The organism is Yersinia sp. 1652 StPb PI, assembly GCF_041538345.1.
GTDB lineage: Bacteria > Pseudomonadota > Gammaproteobacteria > Enterobacterales > Enterobacteriaceae > Yersinia > Yersinia enterocolitica_E.
Genome location: NZ_JAULSM010000001.1, coordinates 653,097 through 675,750, shown reverse-complemented (window position 1 = coordinate 675,750; position 22,654 = coordinate 653,097). Strand labels below are relative to the sequence as shown.

The window sequence follows — 22,654 nt, the reverse complement described above, 5'->3', positions numbered from 1 at the left end:
TTTCGGTCATATGATGTAAGAAAGTAGGAAGGTAGTACCTAATGCGATCACCGAGGCGATAAAAGTCGCGGTGGTGTAATATTTAAATGTCTCATTAAGGGTGGCACCGCAGTATTGCTTTACCAACCAGAATAGCGAGTCAGTGACGATGGTGAAACCAATGGCACCAGAGCCAATCGCCAAGGTGATAATTTCCGGGCTGACATTGGGATACATCGGTAATATCGGTGCCACTATCGCCGTCGCCCCCATCATTGCTACCGTAGCCGAGCCAACCGCCGCATGCAGAATCAATGCCACCAACCAGGCCAGTAGAATCGGGTGCATATCCAGATTGGATAAAATCACCGCCAGCGTATCTGCCAAACCACTGGCTTTTAATATGCCGTTAAATGCCCCACCGGCACCGATAATCAACAGGATATTAGCAATCGAGGAGAAACTATCTTCGGTTTTAGCCAGCAGCGTACTCATACCTATATTTTGGCGAATGCCCAGCATGTAGTAGGCCACAAATGCGGCAATAAACATGGCGGTAATGGGGTTACCGATAAACGATAATACTGAATATAGCGGAGTGCCTTTTTCCATATTCAGTTCTGCGGCGGTTTTCGCCAACATCAGAATAATGGGCAGTAACACGGTAAATAGGGTTGCACCCAGAGATGGCAATTCATCTTCATTGCGCACTTTAATTTCAGAGAACGCTTGCGGTACCGCTTTAAAGGGCAGTCGATTACCCACTAGCCGCAAGAATAACGGCCCACCAATTAATGATGCTGACAGCCCAATCACCAGCCCGTAGACAATCACAGTGCCAATGTCAGCCCCTAAGGCATTGGTGACATACATGGCTGCCGGATGCGGTGGCACCACACAGTGAACGGCCATTAGCGCCGTACACAACGGGATTGCCAGTTTTAATAGCGAGGTATTGGTCTTTTTTGCGATGGAAAAAGCCAGTGGAATCAATAACACCACCCCCACTTCAACAAATAGCGTAATGCCACAGATCAATCCAACTAACACCATCGTGATATCAGGTGATAGCCAGCGGCAACGTTGTAAGGTGATACCGATGCGCTCTGCCGCACCAGAAATCTCCATCATTTTGCCTAAAATGGTGCCCAGCCCGATCACTGCGGCTAAAAAGCCCAGCGTCCCGCCAATCCCACTTTCAATGGAGTTAACCATCTCAATGGGATTCATGCCCATTAATAGCCCGACATAAAAACTGGCTAATAATAGCGCCAGAAAAGGATGTATTTTCAGTTTTACAATGGTGAAGATGATAATAATGATACTTGATAATAACGTACCCACTACCCATATTTGTGAGTCCATAGCCAACCTCATCTAATAATAAGTTCTATCACTATTGAATAAGAATTAGCCGGGGCTGACAAATGATGAAAACCAAGCTTAAGATGAACTGGATTGACCCAAACATGTAATATTGGTCAAAGTTTTATGATTTATTCAGGTTTGCATCACATTAGATAACCCTAAATGTCTGCTCCAGCAATAAATACGGTATGCTATTTAGTCAAAAATGATTGTCTGAGCCGCCGCCATGTACCCGGAAAAAAGCTATATCACTCGTAATAAGCTGCTTAATGGTTATCAGCTATCCAAACTCTATACCTTTGAAATTGCCGCGCGGCACAGCTCATTTGCGCTGGCGGCTGATGAGTTATCCATCAGCCCCAGTGCCGTTAGCCACCGGATCAATAGTTTGGAAGAGGAGTTAGGGTTCAAACTGTTCCAGCGTTTTCATCGTAAAGTGGAGCTAACCGGCGAGGGAGAACGTGTCTTTTGGGTGCTTAAATCGTCGCTGGAGTACCTGAATCAGGAAATTTTGGAGATAAAAAATCAGGAGTTGTCCGGTACATTAACCGTCTATTCCCGGCCATCCATCGCCCAATGTTGGCTGGTACCGAAATTGGCGGACTTTGCCCATCGCTATCCTGCCATTAGCCTGAATATTCTGACCGGTAATGAGAATGTTAACTTTCAGGGCGGCGGCATTGATTTAGCGATTTATTTCGATGATAAAACGCCGGAGAAACTGTCATATCAGCACCTGATGGATGAATCAATGGTCCCCGTATGCAGCCCGGAATATGCGGAAAAACATCAGTTACACGGCAATCTGATCAATCTGCGGCAGTGCACCTTACTGCACGATCGGCAAGCCTGGAGCTATGACTCCGATCGCAGTGAGTGGAATAGCTGGAGTCAGCAAATCGGTTTTGATCTTGATCCTACCCAGCGCAGCATGGGGTTTGATCGCTCCGATTTAGCGATTATCGCAGCCATAAATCACGTTGGGGTGGCGATGGGCCGTAAAAAGCTGGTCAACAAACGGTTGGAAAACCAAGAGTTGATTATGCCGTTCCCCGACATGGAAGTCAGATGTGAACAACGCTATTACATTTCAACATTATCCGACCGGCAATGGCCAAAGATTAACGCGTTTATTCAGTGGCTTAAGAAGATGGCTGATGAGTCCTAAGGTGCAGGCGCTCCCTCACAGAAGCGCCTGAGGCTATTACGACATCTCGGCAGCTTTTTGCGCCAAATCACGGCTATAGTGGCGGCTGGCATCTACCAGCATATGGGTATAGGCGGTTTTTTCGCAGTCAGTGGTCAAATCCTCAGTGTTCAGTGTTTCCAGAATCCGGCCATGTTGCATCACCGCGACCCGATGACAAAGGTGAGCAATGACCCCCAAATCATGAGTTACCATCAGATAGGTTAGCTTCTCCCGCTGTTGCAACTCAGCCAGCAGATTAAGGATCTCTGCCTGCACCGACACATCCAGAGCCGAGGTCGGTTCATCCAGCAGCAATACCCGCGGCTCGAGAATCAATGCCCGCGCAATGGCGACGCGCTGGCGCTGCCCACCCGAGAGCTGATGGGGATAGCGCTGGCGAAACTGCCGGTTGAGGCCCACTTTATCTAAAATAGTGTCGATCCGTTGGTCGCGATCACCAATGCCATGGATAATCAGTGGCTCAGACAAAATGTATTCGATGGTATGACGCGGGTGCAGCGAACCATAGGGATCCTGAAACACCATCTGAACATGGCGGCAGCGCTCACGCTCAATCCGGTGTGCCAGGGGGATCTGATTCAAGGTTAGCTGACCGCTCCAATGGTTAAACAGCCCCGCCAGGCATTTCAGCACTGTGGTTTTACCCGAACCGGACTCCCCAACCAAGCCAAAAATCTCACCGTTATTCGCCGTCAGATTAACATCAAACAGCACCTGATTCTGCTGGCTGCCTTCACCAAAAATAAGGTTAAGGTTATTGATTTCAATCATCGCATTTGCAGACATAACAGGCTCCTTAACCATTCATCCAGGCCGGATCACGCACCATAACCGGCAAGCGATCACGGCGGTTGCCGATATCCGGTAATGCATTTAGCAAACCACGGGTATAGGGGTGTTGCGCCTGATCAAGGTCACAGGCCGCGATCGACTCCACGACCCGGCCGGCATACATCACCAGCACCCGATCGCAGAAACTACGCACCAGATTGATATCATGACTAATAAAGATCAGCCCCAAGCCACGCTCTTGCACCAAATCATCCAGCATCGCCAATACCTGCAAACGCACCGAGACATCCAGTGCCGAGGTTGGCTCATCGGCGATCACCATTTCCGGCCCGGTTATCAGCATCATCGCTATCATGATGCGCTGCCCCTGCCCGCCGGATACCTCGTGCGGATAGAGGTGATACACCCTTTGTGGCTGGCGGATACGCACCACATCAAACATCGCCAATACGCGCTCGCGCGCTTCCTGTCGCGAGACTTTATGGTGCGCCAGATAGGCTTCTGCCACCTGATCACCCACGCACACCACCGGATTGAGCGAGTATTTTGGGTCCTGCATAATCATCGACATACGTTTACCACGCACTTCACGCATGTGGGCTTCACTGGCGTTCAGCAAATCCACTTCGGCAAAGCGCAACCTATTAGCGTGGATCTGCGCGCTGGCCGGATGCAGCTTGAGCAGCGCCCTGCCAACCGTTGATTTACCCGAACCAGACTCACCGACAATCGCCAGTTTCTCCTTACCAAGGGAAAACGAAACACCACGCACCGCGTCGGTCACCTGTTTGCCATTGACGAAGCTAACCCGCAGGTCATCCACTTCCAGCAAAGGCACTGATTTATTCTGTTCTGGGGTCAAGAATGTCACGTAGGCCATCTCCTAGGAAGTTGAATGCCAGGCTGTTCAGCAGAATCGCCAGACCAGGAATTGTCACCAGCCACCAGCACTCCATCATGTAACGGCGGCCACTGGAGATCATCGCTCCCCACTCAGGGTCCGGTGGCTGAGCACCCAAACCAAGGAAGCCCAGACCAGCAGCAGTCAGAATGATACCGGCCATATTCATGGTGATACGGATGATTACCGACGGCAGGCACAGTGGCACAATGTGACGCAGCAAGATCCGCAGTGGCGACGCGCCCTGCAATTTCACCGCATAAACAAAGTCCGCATTACGCAAAGAGAGGGTTTCCGCCCTTGCCAGACGGGCAATCGGCGGCCATGCCGTCAGGGTAATAGCAATAACCACATGCTCCAGACCGGGGCCTAATGCCGCGACAAAAGCCAGCGCCAGCACCAGGCTCGGGAATGAGATGAAAATATCGGTAATACGCATCAGGATACTGTCGACTTTACCGCCGAAGTAACCCGCCACCACCCCCAGTAACAGGCCGATTGGCCCAACAGTCACTGACACCAGCGCCACGATATACAGCGTGGTACGGGCACCATAAATCAACCGACTGTACTGATCACGGCCAAACTCATCGGTGCCAAACCAGTGTTGGCTACCGGGTGCCTGTAGTGAGTTATTGAGATCTTGCGCCAATGGATCATGGGTCGCCAGCCACGGAGCCAAGAATGCCACCACTAACAGCAAACCGATGATAGCGACACCAATAGCCGTCAGCGGGTTGCCCATTAACAAACGGAAGAAATTAACTACCCGCCGTAGCCCGCGCTTCCATCCCTGAGGTTTCATCTCAGGGCGCGCTACGACATTATCGGGTTCGGAGGAAAGCATCATTGATTCGTCCTCGGGTCGAAGATCTGATACAGCATGTCAGACAGTAAATTCAGTGAAACAAAGATCAGCCCCACCAGTAATACACAGCCCATCACCGCATTCATGTCACCCAATAACAGACTGCCCGTCAGATAAGAGCCAAAACCGGGCCATGAAAAGACGGTTTCGATCAAGACTGCGCCTTCCAGTAATGAGCCGTAGGCCAGTGCCACCACGGTCAGCAATTGCACCAGAATATTGCGGAATGCATGGCCCCACAGCACCTGAAACTCTGACAATCCTTTCACTTTGGCGGTAATGATGTATTCCTGTGACAACTGCGCCAGCATAAAACTGCGGGTCATACGGCTGATATAGGCCAGCGAGTGGAAACCGAGAATGGTAGCGGGCAGCACCAGATGGTTTACCGCGCTGCGAAACACCTCCCACTCCCCCGCCAGCGCCGAATCAATCAACAATAAGCCGGTGCGGCGATCAACTAAACCGTCGTAGGCCATATCTACCCGCCCTGCCCCCCCCACCCAGTTTAGCCAGGCGTAGAACACCAACAGGCCCATCATGCCCACCCAGAAAATCGGAGTTGAGTAACCCGCCAGACTGATAAACCGCACCACATAGTCGGCAAACTTGCCGCGACGTGCTGCCGCCATGACCCCCAGCGGGATACCGAGACCAGCCCCGACCAGAATCGCCATGGTTGCCAGCTCAATGGTGGCCGGGAAGACCCGGATAATGTCATCCACTACCGGACGGCCGGTGAGTAAGGCATTGCCCAAATCACCGTGGATCAGTGAGTTAAAATAGATAAAGAACTGTGACCATAGCGGTTTATCCAGCCCCAATTGCAGGTAGACCTGCTGATAGGTACTTTGATCCGCATCCTGACCCACAATCGCCAGTACCGGATCAATCGGCATCACCCGACCAATAATAAAAGTAAGAATCAATAAACCGAATAAGGTCACGGCCACCTGCAAAAAGCGCTTCGATAAACGCCGTACGATCCCGTGTGGCGCCATCCAATCTGAAACATTCATGCTATCTCCCCCAACATGCAGCGGTTTAACGCTGCTTATACACCTGCAACAGGCGGGTTGTGGTCGACGGATGTGGTACATAATCCATCACGTCTTTACGCACGACGACCGAATCAACCATTTGGGAAATCGGCAAAATGGCTGGGAATAGCGCGTCATAACGCTGCTGAACTTCAATGTACATCTGCTTCTGTTTAGCCGGATCTTTCTCGATTAACGCGTTGTCGATCAGCGAGTTGAGTTGTTGATCATAGAATGAAGTGCGCCAACCCTGGAAGTTGGTCAGTTTGGCGGCATCGCTGTTATCGGGGTTATAGGCAATGGAACGCAAACTGGAGTGCGGGTGCGGATCGACACCACCACCACCACGGCCCACCAGCATATCGAACTGACGATCACGCATTGCGCCATACACCTGATTACCGGTGCCCGTCAGAATTTTGGCCTGAATCCCTGCCTGTGCCAGTGTCGATTGAACCGAGGTGGCGACATTAATAAACGGCGGATCAGACAATACCCGCAGGGTGGTGGTGAAACCGTCGGGATAGCCGGCTTCTGCTAACAATGCTTTAGCTCTAGCCACATCCAACTTGTAGCCGGGATCCGGTAGCGTGACATCCATACCCTTCTGGATTGGCCGCTGATGGAAGATGCCATAACCCGGCATAATCGTTTTATTAATACCATCATAATCAACCAGGTAGCGCACCGCTTCCCGTACTTTAGGGTTAGCGAAATGCGGCTCTTTCAGGCTCATCGCGACATAATAAATAGTGCCGCGCTGGACCTCATCAACCTGGATTTGCGGGTTACTTTTCAGCGCATTGATATCCGGTACCGACATCCCGCTGGCGATATCAATATCGCCCTTTTCAATCATTAAGCGCAGCGCCTGCGACTCAGTCATGTGGCGGAATATCACCCGCTTCATTTTGGCGTCACCTTGCCAGTAATTATCTACCCGGCTGATACGTAACACATCTTTTGCCTGCCAAACATCCAGTTTGAATGGGCCGGAGCCAGCTTCATTGGTGGTCAGCCAGCCATTACCCCAGTCACCGTTTTTCTCATGCTGCATGACGGTGGCGCGATCAAGGATCGATCCACTGCCTAAGGTACCTAATGAATAAATTACCAGCTTGGGATCGGTGGGTTTCGGTAACTCAATTTCGACCGTCAGTGGATCTTTGGCGCGGATCAATTGCTCCACGTTATCGGCGGTAAAACCGTAGGATTTCCAGGTGGTGGCCTGTGCCAGATTCAGATGCATCAAGCGGTTCATCGACCAGGCAAAATCTGCCGCCGTCACGGGATTGCCGGAGTGAAACTTCATACCCTCACGCAACGTAAAGGTGATCAACTTGCCGTCGTCACTGATTTTCCACTCGGTGGCAGCGCCGGGCAGTACCTTACTGGGAGTGTGTGGATCCAGTTCCACCAAAGAGTCGTACAGGTTAACAATGATAGCGACAGCATCATTGCCGGTCATGGCTGCCGGATCGAGCGACAGCAGGTTATTCATATTCATGCCAACAATCAGTTGGTCATCGGGTGTTTTAGCGACACTGACGCCGGTCGACGTCAGGGTGATCAGTAGGGTAAGGAGGAGTGTTCTTACTATTATTATCGCGTTCATGGACCATCTCCGGTAAGAAAAGGCTAGATCTGAATGCTTGTTTTTATAGGTCGATACAATAGAGTTATCCCCAAAGTGATTGGAGTCGCAGGTAGGCAGCTCGCACTGCCGCGGCTTCAAGCACTAAGGGTATTGGCGGCGATATAATCGAAATTAATATCTTCGCCCAAGCCTGCTCTCGTCGGCAGAGAGACATAGCCATCACTGTCCATCGGGTCAATGATGCTGTTGAGATACGCGGCAGGCTCGTCATAATCCAGGAATGGATGCAACAACCCACGCTCATACCAACGACAGTTACGGATTGCACCGACTACCGCCAGATTCGGCGCACCATTGCCGTGGATTTCACAATCCATGCCGAACGATTCCGCCAGATGAGCCACTTTCAGACAAGGTGTGATACCGCCCACGCCTTGGACGCCAGCGCGTAAAATATCGCAGGCACCGGCCTTCACCCAATCAGCACGGCTAAAGTATTTACCGGCCAGACTTTCAGGTCCGATAATGTCAATTTGCAGGTTTTCCCGCAGCCAGCAGTAAGAGGCCATGCTCTGCTCTTCCATCGGCTCTTCGAACCAACTGAAATTAAGTTTTTGCAGTTCGCGACCAATATAGAGGGCATCACTGCGGCTGTACCAATGGTAGCCATCCAGCATCAGAGCAATATCCGGGCCGACGGCTTCACGCACCGCCGCACAAGCACGAACATCCATCTGCGGACTTGGCGCAAAAGAGACTGGCGGCATCCAGGTATGCAGCTTAATCCCCTTATAGCCACGGGCGACCAGTTGCTCGGCAAAACGCGCATACTCATCCGGGGTCGACAATCCATCAGCTAACTCATCACCACACATGGTGCTACCGTAAGCCAATACTTTGTCGCGATATCCGCCCAGCAATTTATAGACTGGCTGACCCAGTTTGCGCCCCAACAAATCCCAAATGGCTTGCTCGGCAATGGCCAGCGCCCGGTCGGTTAACTGATTGGCACTGCCGCGCTGCCAATGCACCAGATCATTCCATAACCGTTCGCGGTCAAACGGGTTTTGCCCAATCAGAACTTTTTTAAAGAAGCTATTGACGATGTGCGGGCGAATCACTTCCGGTGGTGCAAATGCATAACCGCAATCACCTTCGTCAGTGGTCAGCGTCAGCATGGCCATTTTGGCTAAGGACTCTGCGCCTGGATGCGAGTGCCCTGCGGTATCAGAAACACGCCGGGTCGGATAAGAAAAAACGGTTACATCTACTGATATTATTTTCACCTGATTACCTGCCTTTATAATTCATTGAGTCTCTGGTCAGTTAACGCAGTAAACCCCTATTTTTTATGATGATTTAACTCACTTAAAATAATAAAACATCGGATCTATTTAAATGGAATGTCATTTCACCTTACCAGTATTGAAGATAACCCTGCATTAGTCATTAGGAGATTGGCTGCAAAATTGGCAATAAAGACGTGTTTTTTTAGGCAACTGCACAAATTATTGTGAGCAGCATCACGATGACGGGTCGGGAAAGGCCGATAGGGGGATATATTCCGCGTCAATAACGAGTATTCCCCCCCGCAATACCGGCTGGATGTTGAGGGGCTATTATCCATTTGGTAACGGATATCTTCGCCATGAATAGCCAATAGCCCAAACTAAATTGAATTCGCCGATAGTGATAAGAATAATCTTGTAAGTTACTGGTAAAAAATGAGTTTATGATAAAAGATATTGCTTAAAAATAAGGCCTCAGGCTATGCTCATCCCACTTATAACTAAATGTAACAGAGCGTTATACCCAAAGAAGTTGTAGTTGCAGGTGAGCGGTAGATGAAGGGAAAATCGGTTATGAACTGATTTGAACAGCATGTATGCCATGCCCGTAGGGTGAATCTCAAAAGGCTCATTAATCCAGTTCAACTTACGTCAGTAAGCCATTCGGGTGAGTGAACGTCGCTAATACACCTATAACTACAAGTAAAGGGGTATACAGGGGAAGTTAGCATGGATCGTCGTACACTTTTAAAATCATCCGGTCTATTACTGGGCGGATTAACACTGGGTAACTTTATTTCAACGGCTCAGGCCAAAAGTTCTAAGATAAACGCACAACCGCTGATCCCTACTGAACAGCAGCCACTGCTGTTGAATTTTAATGAAAACTCGTTAGGAATGTCACCCAAAGCGCATCAGGCGATTATCGCCGCGTTGCCGACTGCATTTCGCTACCCCGATGCTGCCCGCGAACAATTGATTGCTAATATCGCCACACAATACCAACTCAAAACTGAGAATATCTCGCTGGGGAATGGCTCATCAGAGACGATTCAGGCAGTCATTCAAGCGGTTATCCGCCAGGCTGAACTTGCGAATACACCAATCCAGCTCGTGGTGCCGGACCCTACATTTAACTACGCCGAACTCTATGCCAAGCCTTTTGGCATTCCCATTGAGAAAGTCGTTCTGACCAAAGAAATGGCATTTGACCTGCCTGTAATGCAGCAGAAAGTCGCCAGCTTCAAAGGGCGTTCAATCGTCTATCTGTGTAATCCGAATAACCCTACCGCGACCATTACCCCGGCAAACCTTATTGAAGCCTGGATTAAAAATGCCTCACCGGAAACCTTGTTTATCATCGACGAGGCTTATGCCGAGTTTGTCAGCGATCCTGCATTTCGCAGTGCTATCGGGCTGGTTCAAGCCGGCCATAAAAATCTGTTGGTTACCCGGACATTCTCCAAAATTTACGCGCTAGCGGGCCTTCGGGTAGGTTATGGTATCGCGCATCCAGAACTGATAGCCGCGGTGGAAAACTTTGTTTCGCTGGATAACACCAATACCGCCGGCGCAGCGGCGGCTTTAGCCTCGTTGCAAGACAAAGCCTTTGTACAATACAGCCGCCAGTCAGCCGATCAGGCGCGTCGAATTGTTACTCAGACCCTGGACGAACTGAAATTATCCTATGTTCCGTCGCAGGCGAACTTTGTTTTTCATCAGGTGAACGGGGATGTGAAAACCTATCAAAACCGCATGAAACAATATCACGTGTTTGTCGGGCGTGAATTTCCCCCCGCTGTGGGTTGGAACCGCCTCACGTTAGGGACGCCGGAAGAGATGATGGCCTTTGTCTCGGTGCTAAAAATGTTCCGCACCAAGGGTTGGGTGTAACCGCCGTTATCCTGTGTCGACTTACGATATGTCGACCTACGATATAAAGGGGGGCTGGCCCCCCGATTACCCGACAAATACGTGGATAACAACACCGCGAAAAGTGGGATTTTGCCCGCCATCCATACGAAATTCAGGATGGGATCAGGCCAAGTGCATTTGAACAGGCAACCTGAATTAGGCGGTCAATCCGCCGTCCAATACCAGTGTTTGCCCGGTCATATAGCGGCTGTCATTGCCTATCATAAAAGCACTGACACGGGCGACTTCTTGCGCATCACCTAAACGCCGTAGTGGTATCTGTTTACGCAAGCCTTTTAAGGCATCGGCAGGCATCGCGCGCGTCATATCGCTGTCGATTATCCCCGGCAGCAGGCAATTAACCCGGATACCAAAACGTCCCATCTCCAGCGCCAATGAGCGGCCAAGGCCAATCATTGCGGCTTTACTGGCACCATATGCGCTCTGCCCGACATTGCCTTTGCTAGCGGTTACCGACGACATCAGCAAAACTGCGCCCTCGCCCTGCATGATCATCGGCGGCAATAGGTGCTTATTCCAATAGAAGATAGCGTTCAAATTGGTGTTCATCACATTGCGCCAGTTATCGCCATTTTGCTGAATATGCAGGCCATCACCAGTAATACCCGCATTATGGATTACCGCGCCGGGCGCACCATACTTCGCCAGCAGTTGTGGCGCGAGGTGGTCGACATCCGCTTCGTCGCTACCATCACAACGATAGTGGGTTACCCAGCCGGGCAGGCCCGCACAGCTTGCTATCACATCGTGACTCTGTTGCTCACCACTGCGCCAGGTAAAGACCACATTCCACTCTTTGGCCAGTTCTTCGACCAAAGCACGGCCAATACCACGACTGCCACCGGTAATTAATACCCATTGCCTACTCATAATATTATTTCTTCTGTTCTGCCAACTTCTGGCAAAGCTCGCCTAAAGTCATATCTGGATTTTCCATAAACATTTCCGCATTCAGCGTCGCCCCGAATTCGCGCTTTGCCAGCACCATCAGTTCGACATAATCAAGGCTGTCGAGTTTTAGCTGATGCAGCGGCATATCCGGTGACAATGCCGACATTTCCAGATCTTTGGCGTCAGATAACATTTCACAAACGGTGTCATAGACGTGTTGATACTTTTCCATGGTCTTATCCTTATTTAGTGCGCGGCTAATGGCCACGTTTTTAATGTTACAGCGGTGGTAATTAATGCCCCAGCATCTAAGCGGGCCTGAATAGCGGCGCGCAATACCCACCCATCATCGGCATTACCGACAATAAGTGTTGGCTCGATGCTGTAGCGCAATGCGCCACGGACAAATAAATTTGGGTTATTGACGCCCATAAATTCAGCACTGAAATGCACGTCATGGTGAGTCTGGATGACTGGCACATGCTTAAAGACATCAATCAAGGTGTCAGCCTGAATGCCCGGTAACACCTGTTTAGCGGTGGCCAGTGTTTGTGGGGCGGCGACTAATAATTTAAACAGCAATGCATCGAAAAAACCCCAACATTCAGATGGTTGCGTGGCATCTCCTGGATACTGTTGACTTAACTGATGAAGGTTATCCGCCGAGAGGACCGACCAATGCTCGCTTTCTGACAATACCAACGCCGGTGCGCTGCGCAATTTGCTGTTAAAACAGTTTTCGCCGCTGCCAATATCCACCAGATTGCCACTGGCTTGCCCTGCCCCTTGCTCGAGTTGCAGGTAGTAGGGGGTGTTGCACAGAACCGGCTGACGTAAACGGGTGTTAAAACGCAGAAAATCCGTTGCAGGCAAGCAGGGTAATAACCCAGCACTGAGCTGATATTTGATATCTAACATCGCACGCATACCATGTACGGTAAGTGCCTGTTGGCCGAACCGTTGTGCATGTTGCAGATCAAAATGGATCGGATTGTAATCGCCGGAAAACGCAGCCCAACGCTGTGCATCACTGAGGGTGTAGTTGAATATCATGCTCAATCCAGCCCGATAACCAAGGCGGCATTGGCGCCACCAAAACCGAAACTCAGGTTTAGGGTATTGCGCAGTACTTTAGGTCGATGCCCCTCGCTGATGTAATCAAGATCGCACTGTGGATCAGCATTTTTCAAATTACAGGTGGCGGGCATTATCTGATGCTCAAGCGCTTGCAGACAGATAATGGATTCAAAACTGCCCGCCGCCGCAATCAGATGGCCGGAATAAGATTTGGTGCTGGACAGTGGCGTGGTATAAGCCGCATCGCCAAAGGCCTGTTTAATGGCCTGAGTCTCATTGAGATCGTTAAGCTGGGTCGAGGTGCCGTGCAAGTTCACATAATCAATCTCATCAGCACTCAAACCGGCCTGTTGCAAGGCGTGACGGATAGTCTTCACCCGCGCCACCCGATCTTCCGCCGGTGCGGTGAAATCAAATGCATCAGAGTAGTTACCGTAACCTTTGATCTCACCGAGGATGGTCGCACCGCGTGCAATCGCACCTTCTCGTTCTTCCAGGCACAGTACCGCCGCACCTTCAGACAGCACAAAGCCGTTGCGATCCAAACTAAACGGGCAACTGGCTTTGGTGATATCGTCTTGCTCGCGCGCCAGTGCACCCAGAATATCGATATTCCATACTGCGGCATCGCTGCGCAATGATTCACCCGCCCCTGCCAGCATCATTGACGCCCGACCACTACGGATAATTTCAAATGCATCACCGATGGCTATGGTCCCGGTAGCGCAGGCAGCAATCGGGGAGTTCTGATAGCCGCGTAACCCCCAGTACAGGCTGCACGCCGCAGTGCCCGCATTAGGCATTGAGAGGAAGCAGCCAAAAGGCGTACCCAGCCCGGTTGCCAGATAACCTTCATAGTTATCATGTGTTTCATCCTGCCCCGCCCAACCGCTACCAATGATGGTTCCGCAGTCCAACAAGTCATAATGAGCCTCGGGAGATTGCTCGGCGAAGGCCATCCCCATCGCCTCTTTCGCTGCCGCCAGTACCAAACGGGCATAACGCGGTAGGCGGCGGCGGATAGCCGCAGGCACTGATTTCAGATTCGGCTCAGCATCAAGCAAACCAAAAAAGCGCGACTTGATACCCTGCTCAGATTTATCGTAATAACGATAACCCAATTGATAGTCCATAATCGCCGCCCAGCTCTGCTGTGCCGTCATGCCCATCGGGGTCACGCTGCCATAGCCGGTTACCACCACGCGGCGCTGTTTATTTGTATTTGTCATGATTTAATTCCTTTACTTTCCCTGCTGTTATCAACACCACCCCCTAGTGCCAACCACAGTTTCATGGTGGCATTTAGGTAGTTATATTGAAGTTCGAGCAAATTGGTTTCACTGGTCAGCAGGGCATCCTGCGCATCCAGTAAGGTCTGAAATGAGACGGCACCGGCTTGATATTGGCTGTTGGTCAGGATTAACCGACGTTGGCTGAGTTGCAGGTTTTGCCACTGATTCTGTTTTTGTTGCTGATAGCTCAGCCGTGCCGTCATCGCGTCATCGACATCTTTCAAGGCGCTATATACCTTGCTGCGAAACTCGATGGCCGCCAATTTCACTTCCAGCTTTGACTGCTCGATGGTGAGCTGCACAGTGTTCCACTGGAGGAAAGGCAGTGCGCTGTTGACACTGAGTGTCCGGCTCGGGTTGCTAAACCATTGTGAAAACACCGCGCTGCCGGCATCTAAACTCGCTCCTAGCGAAAGGGTCGGGTAGAAATTCAGCTTGGCAACATCAGATCCGGCCAAGGCTGCACGCAAGCGCCATTCGGCAGCCTGCACATCAGGCCGTTGAGCAATCACCTGTAACGGTAAACTTTCCGCTATCGCAACTTGCTGTTGTAAATCCAATGACTTGCGTTCGGCCTGACGATAATCAGGCGCGCGGTTAAACAGCAGTGCCATGGCATTACGTGCAGCTTCCCGCAGTTGTTCGAGATTTTGATACTGATTTTGTCTATCCAGCAGGGCTTGTTGTGCCTGCAATAGTTCAATTTCACTGGCATCCCCCGCCGCCAGACGCGAGCGCACAATGTTGAGCGTATCTTGCGAAATAGCCAACGCCGCCTGTTGGTAGCCCAACTGCTGGTTAAATTTAGCAATCTGCCAATAGATATCCGCAGTGGTCCCAATCAGTGACAGCGCAGTTTCTTGTCGATCCTGTTCGGTCGCATTGACCAGCCAGGCAGATTGCTCACGGGCGCGGGCCAGTTTGCCCCACAAATCCAGCTCGTAACTCAGACCAAGCGAGGTGCTATAGCTTTCTCGCGGCTGGGTATTTTCATTCAACGAACGGGTATTACTGCCCGCACCGGTCATGGTGATATCCGGTGTCAAATTGGTATTGGTCAGCCCTGCCGTCAGGCGCGCCTGCTGTAATTTCAGGCCAGCAGCAGCTAAGTCATTATTACTGACCAACATGCGACTGATGCTGTCAGACAGTTGTGGATCATCGAAATTTTCCCACCAGTGCACACTGTGATGCAGGTAACCCCCGCCGGTATCTTTAACCCGCCACTCCTCGGGAACCGACAGCATGGGGCGCTGATAATCGCTTTTCAGTAATGAACCGCAGCCGGTTAACAGCAGCATGATAAGTCCTACATTAATCAGTCTGCTCATTCTCGTGCCAGTGCCTCGGTTGGGTGCAAACGGGCGGCATTGCGCGCCGGGAAAAAACCAAACCCTAGCCCGATAAGCGCAGAGAAACTGCACGCCAGCACTAACGGCGGCCAGGTGAAAATTAGGGTAAATTCTTGGGTAACCCACGAGAAAATCACCCCCGCCAGTGCCGAACCGATAATCCCAATCAAGCCGCCGAGAGTACAGATAACCACCGCCTCAATCAGAAACTGGATCATGATGTCGCTGGGGCGAGCACCAACTGACAAGCGAATACCAATTTCATGGGTCCGTTCAGTCACCGACACCAGCATAATATTCATCACCCCGACCCCACCCACCAGCAACGAAATCGCGGCAATGGAGGTGATTAACAATGTCATCGAATCAGAGGTTTTCTGAATCGCTTTGCTCATCTGGTCATTGCTCAGAATGAAAAAGTCCCGCTGGCCGTGGGCCATATCCAGCAGCGTTTCAACCTCGCGCTGCACCTCATTCAGGTTGTAACCCTCACGTACCCGCACGGTGATTGATTCGAGTGGAATATCACCTGAAATGCGCTCGGTGAGTGAGGTATAAGGCATCCAGGCGGCCAATAACCCGCCAAATGACGAACCATTACGCTTGGCGACCCCGATCACCCGCAGAGGAATACCATCGAGTTGAACAATTTCGCCAATCGGATTTTCCCCGACAGCAAACAGGGTGTCACTGAGCTCAGGTTGCAAGATAACCACCGGCTCACGCGCATTGACGTGGTGCTGGGTAAAACCATCGCCCACAGTAAAACTCAGCCCTTTTACTTGAAAGAAACCGTTACTGACCCCAGAGAGCGAAATCATCACTTGTTTGTCGCCACGCACCGCAGCAACCATCTTGCTCACCACCGGTGACAAGCTATCGACATAGGGTTGTTGGCTAAGTAATGCCACATCTGCCTGCGTGAGTGCGCGCTCAAAATCAGGGCGCGGTTTATCCCAGCCCAATCCGGGACGAATATCCAGATTACTGGTACCCAGTTGACTGATTTCACTTAGAATTTCTTGACGCGCACCTTCGCCCACCGCCATGGAAGAGACCACCGATGAGATGCCGATAATGATGCCCAACATCGATAAGAAAGCACGGATGCGATGCCCGAGCAGTGAGCGCCAGGCCATTTTGATAGCTTCCCTGACACTCAACCACCAGTGTGGCCGACCCGTTGCCAGTGTGGCGGGTAACGCGGCGTGAACAGACTCTGTCTCAGATGCCTCATTATGGCGATCAGCAATGATTTCACCGTCGCTTATCTCAATAATGCGCTGGGCCTGATTAGCGATATTACGATCATGGGTCACGATAATAATGGTGTGGCCGGACTGATGCAGGCCATGCAATATTCCCATCAACTCTTGCCCACTGGCTCTGTCGAGCGCACCGGTCGGCTCATCGGCCAAAATAATACCGGCACCATTCATCAGAGCGCGGGCAATACTGACACGCTGCTGTTGCCCGCCCGAGAGCTGTGCTGGTTTGTGTAACAGATGCTGACCAAGACCTAAGCGGCGCAATAAATAGGTCGCACGCTCCTGACGCTCAGCAGATGGCATAGCAGTGTAAAGTGCCGGAATGACCACATTCTCCGTTGCCGTCAGATATGGCATCAGGTGGTAGCGCTGAAAAATAAAACCGATGTACTGGCTTCTTAATTGCGCCAGTTGCTCACTGCTGGCCTGCCGGGTAGAGATGTTATGAATCGACATCTCCCCCTGTGTTGGCTTATCAAGACAACCAATGATATTCATTAGCGTCGATTTACCTGACCCGGAAGCACCGATGATCGCCACCATTTCGCCGCTACCAATAGACAGCGAGATATCTTTAAGGACCGCGACCGATTGGCTACCCGACGCAAAATGGCGATAAATGCCATTAAGTTCGATCAACGGACATGGAGAATCAACGGTATTAGCGCGCATTGGTGGCTCCCGAAGGTGCACCCATTAGCACCACCTGATCACCTGGCTGTAATCCTTCTTTTACTTCGGCATATTGATCATTACGCAGACCGAGCAATACCTCACGAACCACCGTTTGTTTGCCTTGGATGACCTGAACCTGATAGCGTTTATCTGACTGTTGACTCCCCAGCGCTGACAGCGGTACTCGCAACACATTTTTCGCCTGCGCGGTGATAATGAATACCTGCGCCGTCATTGATGTGCGCAATAGTCGCTCACGGTTGGCAATGCTGAATATGCCGTTGTAATAGACGGCAGAAGGTTGCTGACTGTTAGATGTGCCGGAACTCTCTTCGCGTAAGCTTTCTGCCGACGCTTCCTGAATAGCATCCATCCGGCTCTCATAGCGGCGCTCGGGGTCAGCGACCACATAGAACCATAGCGGCTGCCCAACGCTGACTTTGAGAATATCGGTTTCTGAAATACGGGTGTGAACCGTCATGGTATCGACATTCGCCAGCACCAAAATTGTCGGCACAGTTTGCGAGGAAACAATGGTTTGCCCCTCTTTGGTGACAATCCCCAGTACTTCGCCGTCAATCGGCGCCATGATGCGGGTAAAACCCAGATTGGCTTTGGCGGTTTGCAGTGACATTTGGCTTTGCACAATTTGCGCTTCGTTAACGTGCAATTGTGCTAACTGGCTGTCGTATTGCGCCTGCGCTTTTTCTAGCGCACTTTTCACACCAGAACCTTCCGTTGCCAAAGTCTGTTGACGGCGAAATTCAAGTAGATATTGGCGTAACAACGCTTGGCTCGCCTGCTTTTGTGCCTGCGCGCTCTGTAATTCAGCTTCCGATTTACGTAACTCGTTTTGCTGCAAGGTCGGGTCTATTTCAGCTAACAATTGGCCACGAGTGACGCGATCGCCCTGTTTAACATAGAGTTTGGTTAGCTGTCCGTTGACCTGTGCGCCAACATTCACCTGCAATGAGGGTTTTAAGCTGCCGGTTGCCATGACGTTTCGTTCGATATCACCGCGACCAATAGTTTCGGTTAATTGCGGTACGTCCTGCTCGCTATTAGATAGCCACAGCACTACCCCACCACCGATAACTAACAGCAGTGTAATAAGCAGGATCAGGAGTAACCGTGGTCTGTTGTTCACTATGTTTATACGCATGATTAACCTGCAACCGGTGTCAGGCGGCTTAATGCCGCAGATTGCGCAAAACGCGCCAACTGACCGTCATTTAAGCGGAAAACACTGTCAAACATGGGTAAGACACTTTCACTGTGTGTCACGGTGATCAGTGTTTTCTGATATTCCCGGCAATGTGCCAATAAGGTCTGCATCACCTGATGGGCGGTGTCTTCATCCAGATTGGCTGTAGGTTCATCTAACACCAATACCGGGCAATCGCTGTACATCGCTCTGGCCAGCAATAACCGCTGACGCTGGCCTAAAGAGAGTGCGGCATGGCTTTCACGTACCAAAGCGCTGAGGCCACCGGGCAACTTATCGATAACCGGGGTTAATTGCAGCCCTTGGAGTGAACGTTCAATACGTTGACGTTTTTCAGCATCGACATGCCCATCAAACAAAGTGATGTTTTGTAATACCGAGGCATTAAACAGGATATCTTCCTGGCTTTGCAGGAAGAACAAGGCATGGGCCTGCTGAAAATCTACCGGCTCCCCATCCACCAATACCTGCCCTTGCTGTGGTGGCATCAACCCCGCCATCACTTTCAACAAAGTACTTTTGCCCGCACCAGATTCCCCGATGATCGCCACACTTTGCCCGCGCGTCAGTGACAGCGACAAATTGCGCAATACCGGCTGACTGGCGTCATAGGCAAAACGGATATTCTGATAGACCAATTGGCGGGTAAATGCCGGGATCGCCTGCGGAATCGGTGAACTGCTGGTTGAGGGTGTTGCCTGCCCGGCAGGAAACAGATCACGGGCACGGATATCAATGACATGCAGTTGGTTTTTCTGCAAAATCGCATAGAAGATCTTGGTGATATACGAGGTAAAGATCTCACGGACAAAGCTATAGGCAAAGAATTCCCCCAAACTCAGCGTCCCCTGCTTCAACAACGGCAACGCCAACAGCATAAAGAACACCATTTCCAGGCTGCCGATCAGTTGATACAGACTATTTTTGACCTGATCGTAAATTTTCTTCTTCTGTAACGCACTGAATAATGAAAGTGCCAGACCGGCAAACACCCCTTGGCGTTGACTGGCCAAACCGGCTGATTTAATAGTGGAAAATCCCTGAATGGTTTCCAGAATAAAATCACTTTGCTCAGCACCTTTTACTTGTAACTGTTGGGTGTAATAACGGTCACGGTAGATGGCCCAAATACTGATAAGCCCCATCAGCATCACGCCGACGGCAGAAACCATCGCCAGCACCGGACTCATATAGCACATCACCGCCAGCGCAATAGCACCGATTATCCAGTCGGTACGCAGGCCGTTATCCAGTTCTATTTTTTGCGTAGCCGCCATTTGCCAGTTGGAGAAGCGGCTGAAAATATCACCCGGTGCGCGTTTATCAAAAAAGTTAAGCGAATGACTGAGCAAACGGGAGAAGCCGGCGACACTATTTAGCACCACAAAGTGTTTGATATAACGTTCGGTGATGTATCGTACGCAAAAAGCAAGTGACGTTGAGACCACAAAAGCCAATAGGAAATAGAAATAGGGGAAGTCTTTATCACCCGCGGAAGAAAATACGTCATTAATGGCGCTACTGACCATGGTCGGCATGATAAACAGTGTCAGCGAGATCAAAAATGCCAGTGTCATCAGCCAGTAGATGCCACGAACACTGGCGGTCTCTTTCAAGCTCATGCAGTCCAGTGCGCTTAATCGCGTACTGTGTTCAATTTTCTTCACCGCCTCTGGGTCTGCCGGTGTTTCTGGATCCAACACCAAGGCATAACCGCTAATTTCCGCTTTCAAAGCATCCATTGGCAACAACTGCTGACCGATTGCCGGATTCATCACACAGACATAGTTGCCTTTACGGTAAGCAAGTAACACGTAGTGGTTCGCGCCATAATGCAGAATGGCGGGCAGCGGTAAGGCAGACAGCTCCTGATGTTCAAACACCACAGGGTAAGCGGGTATCGCCAATTCAGATAAAATAGTACAAAGCGTAGCCAATGACGTGCCATGCGCCGAGGCAGGATAACGCTCCCGTAAGCTTTCCAACGGCGCGTTGATGCCTTGCGTCTGTGCCAGCATCGCAATACAGGCTAAACCGCATTCATTGGTTTCGCTTTGAAAAACTTGGGTCGGGATTATCTTTTCCATTTTCTACTATTCTTTATGAGTGCCATTATTCGTTAATAAAAAATAACGAATGTGAGTGCCATAACAGCCAATCTTGCGGATGTTGCGTCATTGATGTTTCAATCAATTCGGGTAATTTACTTTTCACTTCTCGCGCGCTAAGTGCAGGATAAATATTTATTTTTATTTCTTTGTCGTAGTACAGATAATAAAAAACCACCTGCGCTGAAAGTGCTCTGGCAAGGCGAATAATGCCACTGTGTAAATTGGCTGGGCGGTTGAACAATTGGCAGGGTATTTTTGCCGTTTCAGCCATCTGGTTATTGACGGTGTAATCCGGCGTAATATCCGGGAAAATCATAATATTGCGCTTATGCTCGGCCGCTTCCATGATGCCTTCCATCAGGTTACCGGCGATTGCACGGCTGTCAGCATGGATGGAACAATAGGAAATATTCACCCCGCCCATCTGCCGCGCCTGCTCTTCATACGCCTCGGCACTGGCTGATACCACCACGGTCGCCTGCCCCGGATAAGCATTAGCCCCCACCATGCCGGCGAGCACATCAGAAACCATATGCAGCGGCGCTAAAATAACCGGTGAACCGGCCTCATGCAGTGCACGAACCTGGCTATCTAACTGCTGAGTACATGCTGCTAACTGAGCTAAAACCCGCCGGTTTTGGCCATAAGTCGCCGCCAGCTCCAATACCTGACGGCGCTGGGCGGTACGCATAAAATTCTGTGCTGATGGACTATTGTCACCATTCAATAAACACTGGCTGTTGGCCGCCGCCACTCGCGCCAGATTCTTCTGTCGCTTTGGCATCAAGCCTAAAGCCCGGCGCAAAGCACCGAGCATCAGTAAGAAACGATAATCACCGTGCCGTAACAGCCAGCAAGCCAGCCTGGCCTGCCCGCGGGCAAGTAACCGCCCACTCAAAGCCAGCTTATCGAGCTGGTTTCTCCAGGCGAAATAGCTCCATACGGCTAACAGTCTCATTATTTCTCCAGCGCCTTATCGTGCTCGAGTAATGACAAGAGATGATCCGAGAACGCAGGGAATTCCCTGTCCTGCAACGCTATCCATTTTTTGCCGACAATAAAGCTCGGGGTGGCGTCTATCTTGTAATGCGCAGTCACTGCCGTCATATAGGCGAGTAACTCTTTCACTTCAGCGGATTGGCTGACTTGCTGATATTTGGCGACATCAATGCTATTGGCTTTTAGCCAGGTTTCGAGCTGGCTGTTATCACTCAGGTCAATGTTGTCTTCCAGTACCGCTTTGTATGCGTTTTGGCGGTGCTGCGGCTCAATACCCATGACGGATAAAGTGGCGAAAATAGGTGCAAAACGCCCCAAACCGGTAGTTTTATCACTGCTGATATGCAGGCGGATAAAACGCGTCCCTTCTGGCATGCGGTTTTCTAATTGGGTGACATTCTCTTCATTGATGGCGCAGTAATGGCAGCCATAAGAGAAAATCTCGATAATGCTTTTATCGTCTTTGATTGGGCTATTTTCAATGTCGCTGCTACTGACAGCGAACAAGCTTTCCTGCGCATCCTGATTGAGGACGAAATAGTGGAAATAGGCGGTTGTTATCAATGAAGAAATAAGGATAACCAACAGTGTATAGCCTATAAAGAATCCCTTACTCCTAAACATATTTTTTTCAGTAGACATAGTTAGTTCTATTCACAATCAGAGTTCAGGTAAGACATAAACAGAGTAAAATGACATTTATGTCCGAGAAATGAATTTTCTAATATTCAGTTAATACGAAAATTCTTGAATTTAAGTATCGATGGTAGTTTTAAAAAATCAGG

General features: G+C 50.5%; 19 protein-coding genes. 2 read left to right on the top strand and 17 right to left on the bottom strand.

What is annotated here, in order from left to right:
• Positions 1-6: 6 nt before the first annotated feature.
• A complete protein-coding gene (dsdX, locus tag Q2T71_RS03020; RefSeq protein WP_372558086.1) occupies positions 7-1,344 on the bottom strand; it encodes a D-serine transporter DsdX in 1,338 nt (445 codons plus the stop codon).
• 229 nt (positions 1,345-1,573) lie between these two features.
• Between dsdX and dsdC the strand changes: the two genes are divergently transcribed.
• Positions 1,574-2,515 (top strand): DNA-binding transcriptional regulator DsdC, encoded by a 942-nt coding sequence (gene dsdC / locus Q2T71_RS03015; RefSeq protein ID WP_372558085.1) that lies wholly within the window; start codon positions 1,574-1,576, stop codon positions 2,513-2,515.
• Between the two features lie 36 nt (positions 2,516-2,551).
• Here dsdC and Q2T71_RS03010 read toward each other — a convergent pair whose 3' ends face one another.
• The 6 genes from Q2T71_RS03010 to Q2T71_RS02985 form a co-directional block, all read right to left on the bottom strand.
• On the bottom strand, positions 2,552-3,328 hold the full coding sequence (locus Q2T71_RS03010) for an ABC transporter ATP-binding protein (RefSeq protein ID WP_372559830.1): 777 nt from the start codon (positions 3,326-3,328) through the stop codon (positions 2,552-2,554).
• Between the two features lie 25 nt (positions 3,329-3,353).
• A complete protein-coding gene (locus Q2T71_RS03005; protein ID WP_372558084.1) occupies positions 3,354-4,229 on the bottom strand; it encodes an ABC transporter ATP-binding protein in 876 nt (291 codons plus the stop codon).
• Positions 4,192-5,055, bottom strand: coding sequence for an ABC transporter permease (locus Q2T71_RS03000; protein WP_372559829.1), 864 nt, complete (start codon positions 5,053-5,055; stop codon positions 4,192-4,194). The genes Q2T71_RS03005 and Q2T71_RS03000 overlap by 38 nt, the downstream gene beginning before the upstream one ends.
• Positions 5,056-5,096: 41 nt before the next feature.
• Entirely contained in the window at positions 5,097-6,137 is a 1,041-nt protein-coding gene (locus tag Q2T71_RS02995) for an ABC transporter permease (RefSeq protein WP_050132832.1), read from the bottom strand.
• Positions 6,138-6,162: 25 nt separating this feature from the next.
• Positions 6,163-7,665, bottom strand: coding sequence for an ABC transporter substrate-binding protein (locus Q2T71_RS02990; RefSeq protein WP_372559828.1), 1,503 nt, complete (start codon positions 7,663-7,665; stop codon positions 6,163-6,165).
• A 224-nt stretch (positions 7,666-7,889) separates the two neighbouring features.
• Positions 7,890-9,041, bottom strand: a complete 1,152-nt coding sequence (locus tag Q2T71_RS02985) for a mandelate racemase family protein (protein ID WP_372558083.1) — start codon at positions 9,039-9,041, stop codon at positions 7,890-7,892.
• A gap of 732 nt (positions 9,042-9,773) precedes the next feature.
• On the opposite strand from Q2T71_RS02985, the gene Q2T71_RS02980 reads away from it, so the two are divergent.
• Positions 9,774-10,937, top strand: a complete 1,164-nt coding sequence (locus Q2T71_RS02980) for a histidinol-phosphate transaminase (RefSeq protein WP_372558082.1) — start codon at positions 9,774-9,776, stop codon at positions 10,935-10,937.
• Between the two features lie 177 nt (positions 10,938-11,114).
• Here the strand turns inward: Q2T71_RS02980 and Q2T71_RS02975 are convergent, their stop codons facing one another.
• Genes Q2T71_RS02975 through Q2T71_RS02930 form a run of 10 tightly spaced genes read right to left on the bottom strand, consistent with a single transcriptional unit; the run spans position 11,115 to position 22,454 of the window.
• Positions 11,115-11,849 carry an SDR family NAD(P)-dependent oxidoreductase gene (locus Q2T71_RS02975; protein ID WP_372558081.1) on the bottom strand — a complete coding sequence of 245 codons (735 nt, stop codon included), beginning with the start codon at positions 11,847-11,849 and terminating at the stop codon, positions 11,115-11,117.
• Between the two features lie 4 nt (positions 11,850-11,853).
• Entirely contained in the window at positions 11,854-12,102 is a 249-nt protein-coding gene (locus tag Q2T71_RS02970; RefSeq protein WP_042568505.1) for an acyl carrier protein, read from the bottom strand.
• Between the two features lie 14 nt (positions 12,103-12,116).
• Positions 12,117-12,923 (bottom strand): hypothetical protein, encoded by an 807-nt coding sequence (locus tag Q2T71_RS02965; RefSeq protein WP_372558080.1) that lies wholly within the window; start codon positions 12,921-12,923, stop codon positions 12,117-12,119.
• 2 nt (positions 12,924-12,925) lie between these two features.
• The gene (locus Q2T71_RS02960) at positions 12,926-14,176 is read right to left on the bottom strand and encodes a beta-ketoacyl-[acyl-carrier-protein] synthase family protein (RefSeq protein WP_372558079.1); all 1,251 of its coding nucleotides are present in this window, start codon (positions 14,174-14,176) and stop codon (positions 12,926-12,928) included.
• A complete protein-coding gene (locus Q2T71_RS02955; protein WP_372558078.1) occupies positions 14,173-15,570 on the bottom strand; it encodes an efflux transporter outer membrane subunit in 1,398 nt (465 codons plus the stop codon). Before Q2T71_RS02955 ends, Q2T71_RS02960 begins: the two co-directional genes overlap by 4 nt.
• Complete coding sequence (locus Q2T71_RS02950) at positions 15,567-17,531, bottom strand: ABC transporter permease (RefSeq protein WP_372558077.1); 1,965 nt, start codon at positions 17,529-17,531, stop codon at positions 15,567-15,569. Before Q2T71_RS02950 ends, Q2T71_RS02955 begins: the two co-directional genes overlap by 4 nt.
• Positions 17,521-18,696: an efflux RND transporter periplasmic adaptor subunit gene (locus tag Q2T71_RS02945; protein ID WP_372558076.1), complete on the bottom strand. Its 1,176-nt coding sequence runs from the start codon at positions 18,694-18,696 to the stop codon at positions 17,521-17,523. The genes Q2T71_RS02950 and Q2T71_RS02945 overlap by 11 nt, the downstream gene beginning before the upstream one ends.
• Positions 18,697-18,698: 2 nt before the next feature.
• Positions 18,699-20,846, bottom strand: a complete 2,148-nt coding sequence (locus Q2T71_RS02940) for a peptidase domain-containing ABC transporter (protein ID WP_372558075.1) — start codon at positions 20,844-20,846, stop codon at positions 18,699-18,701.
• Between the two features lie 25 nt (positions 20,847-20,871).
• Entirely contained in the window at positions 20,872-21,828 is a 957-nt protein-coding gene (locus Q2T71_RS02935) for an ABC transporter (protein WP_372558074.1), read from the bottom strand.
• On the bottom strand, positions 21,828-22,454 hold the full coding sequence (locus Q2T71_RS02930; protein ID WP_372559827.1) for a DsbA family protein: 627 nt from the start codon (positions 22,452-22,454) through the stop codon (positions 21,828-21,830). Before Q2T71_RS02930 ends, Q2T71_RS02935 begins: the two co-directional genes overlap by 1 nt.
• Between the last annotated feature and the right edge of the window lie 200 nt (positions 22,455-22,654).

Bases quoted from the DNA above. Each gene is read 5' to 3' on its own strand.
- dsdX (WP_372558086.1), bottom strand. From the start codon at position 1,344: ATGGACTCACAAATATGGGTAGTGGGTACGTTATTATCAAGTATCATT.
- dsdC (WP_372558085.1), top strand. From the start codon at position 1,574: ATGTACCCGGAAAAAAGCTATATCACTCGTAATAAGCTGCTTAATGGT.
- Q2T71_RS03010 (WP_372559830.1), bottom strand. From the start codon at position 3,328: ATGATTGAAATCAATAACCTTAACCTTATTTTTGGTGAAGGCAGCCAG.
- Q2T71_RS03005 (WP_372558084.1), bottom strand. From the start codon at position 4,229: ATGGCCTACGTGACATTCTTGACCCCAGAACAGAATAAATCAGTGCCT.
- Q2T71_RS03000 (WP_372559829.1), bottom strand. From the start codon at position 5,055: ATGAAACCTCAGGGATGGAAGCGCGGGCTACGGCGGGTAGTTAATTTC.
- Q2T71_RS02995 (WP_050132832.1), bottom strand. From the start codon at position 6,137: ATGAATGTTTCAGATTGGATGGCGCCACACGGGATCGTACGGCGTTTA.
- Q2T71_RS02990 (WP_372559828.1), bottom strand. From the start codon at position 7,665: ATGAATATGAATAACCTGCTGTCGCTCGATCCGGCAGCCATGACCGGC.
- Q2T71_RS02980 (WP_372558082.1), top strand. From the start codon at position 9,774: ATGGATCGTCGTACACTTTTAAAATCATCCGGTCTATTACTGGGCGGA.
- Q2T71_RS02975 (WP_372558081.1), bottom strand. From the start codon at position 11,849: ATGAGTAGGCAATGGGTATTAATTACCGGTGGCAGTCGTGGTATTGGC.
- Q2T71_RS02970 (WP_042568505.1), bottom strand. From the start codon at position 12,102: ATGGAAAAGTATCAACACGTCTATGACACCGTTTGTGAAATGTTATCT.
- Q2T71_RS02965 (WP_372558080.1), bottom strand. From the start codon at position 12,923: ATGATATTCAACTACACCCTCAGTGATGCACAGCGTTGGGCTGCGTTT.
- Q2T71_RS02960 (WP_372558079.1), bottom strand. From the start codon at position 14,176: ATGACAAATACAAATAAACAGCGCCGCGTGGTGGTAACCGGCTATGGC.
- Q2T71_RS02955 (WP_372558078.1), bottom strand. From the start codon at position 15,570: ATGAGCAGACTGATTAATGTAGGACTTATCATGCTGCTGTTAACCGGC.
- Q2T71_RS02950 (WP_372558077.1), bottom strand. From the start codon at position 17,531: ATGCGCGCTAATACCGTTGATTCTCCATGTCCGTTGATCGAACTTAAT.
- Q2T71_RS02945 (WP_372558076.1), bottom strand. From the start codon at position 18,696: ATGCGTATAAACATAGTGAACAACAGACCACGGTTACTCCTGATCCTG.
- Q2T71_RS02940 (WP_372558075.1), bottom strand. From the start codon at position 20,846: ATGGAAAAGATAATCCCGACCCAAGTTTTTCAAAGCGAAACCAATGAA.
- Q2T71_RS02935 (WP_372558074.1), bottom strand. From the start codon at position 21,828: ATGAGACTGTTAGCCGTATGGAGCTATTTCGCCTGGAGAAACCAGCTC.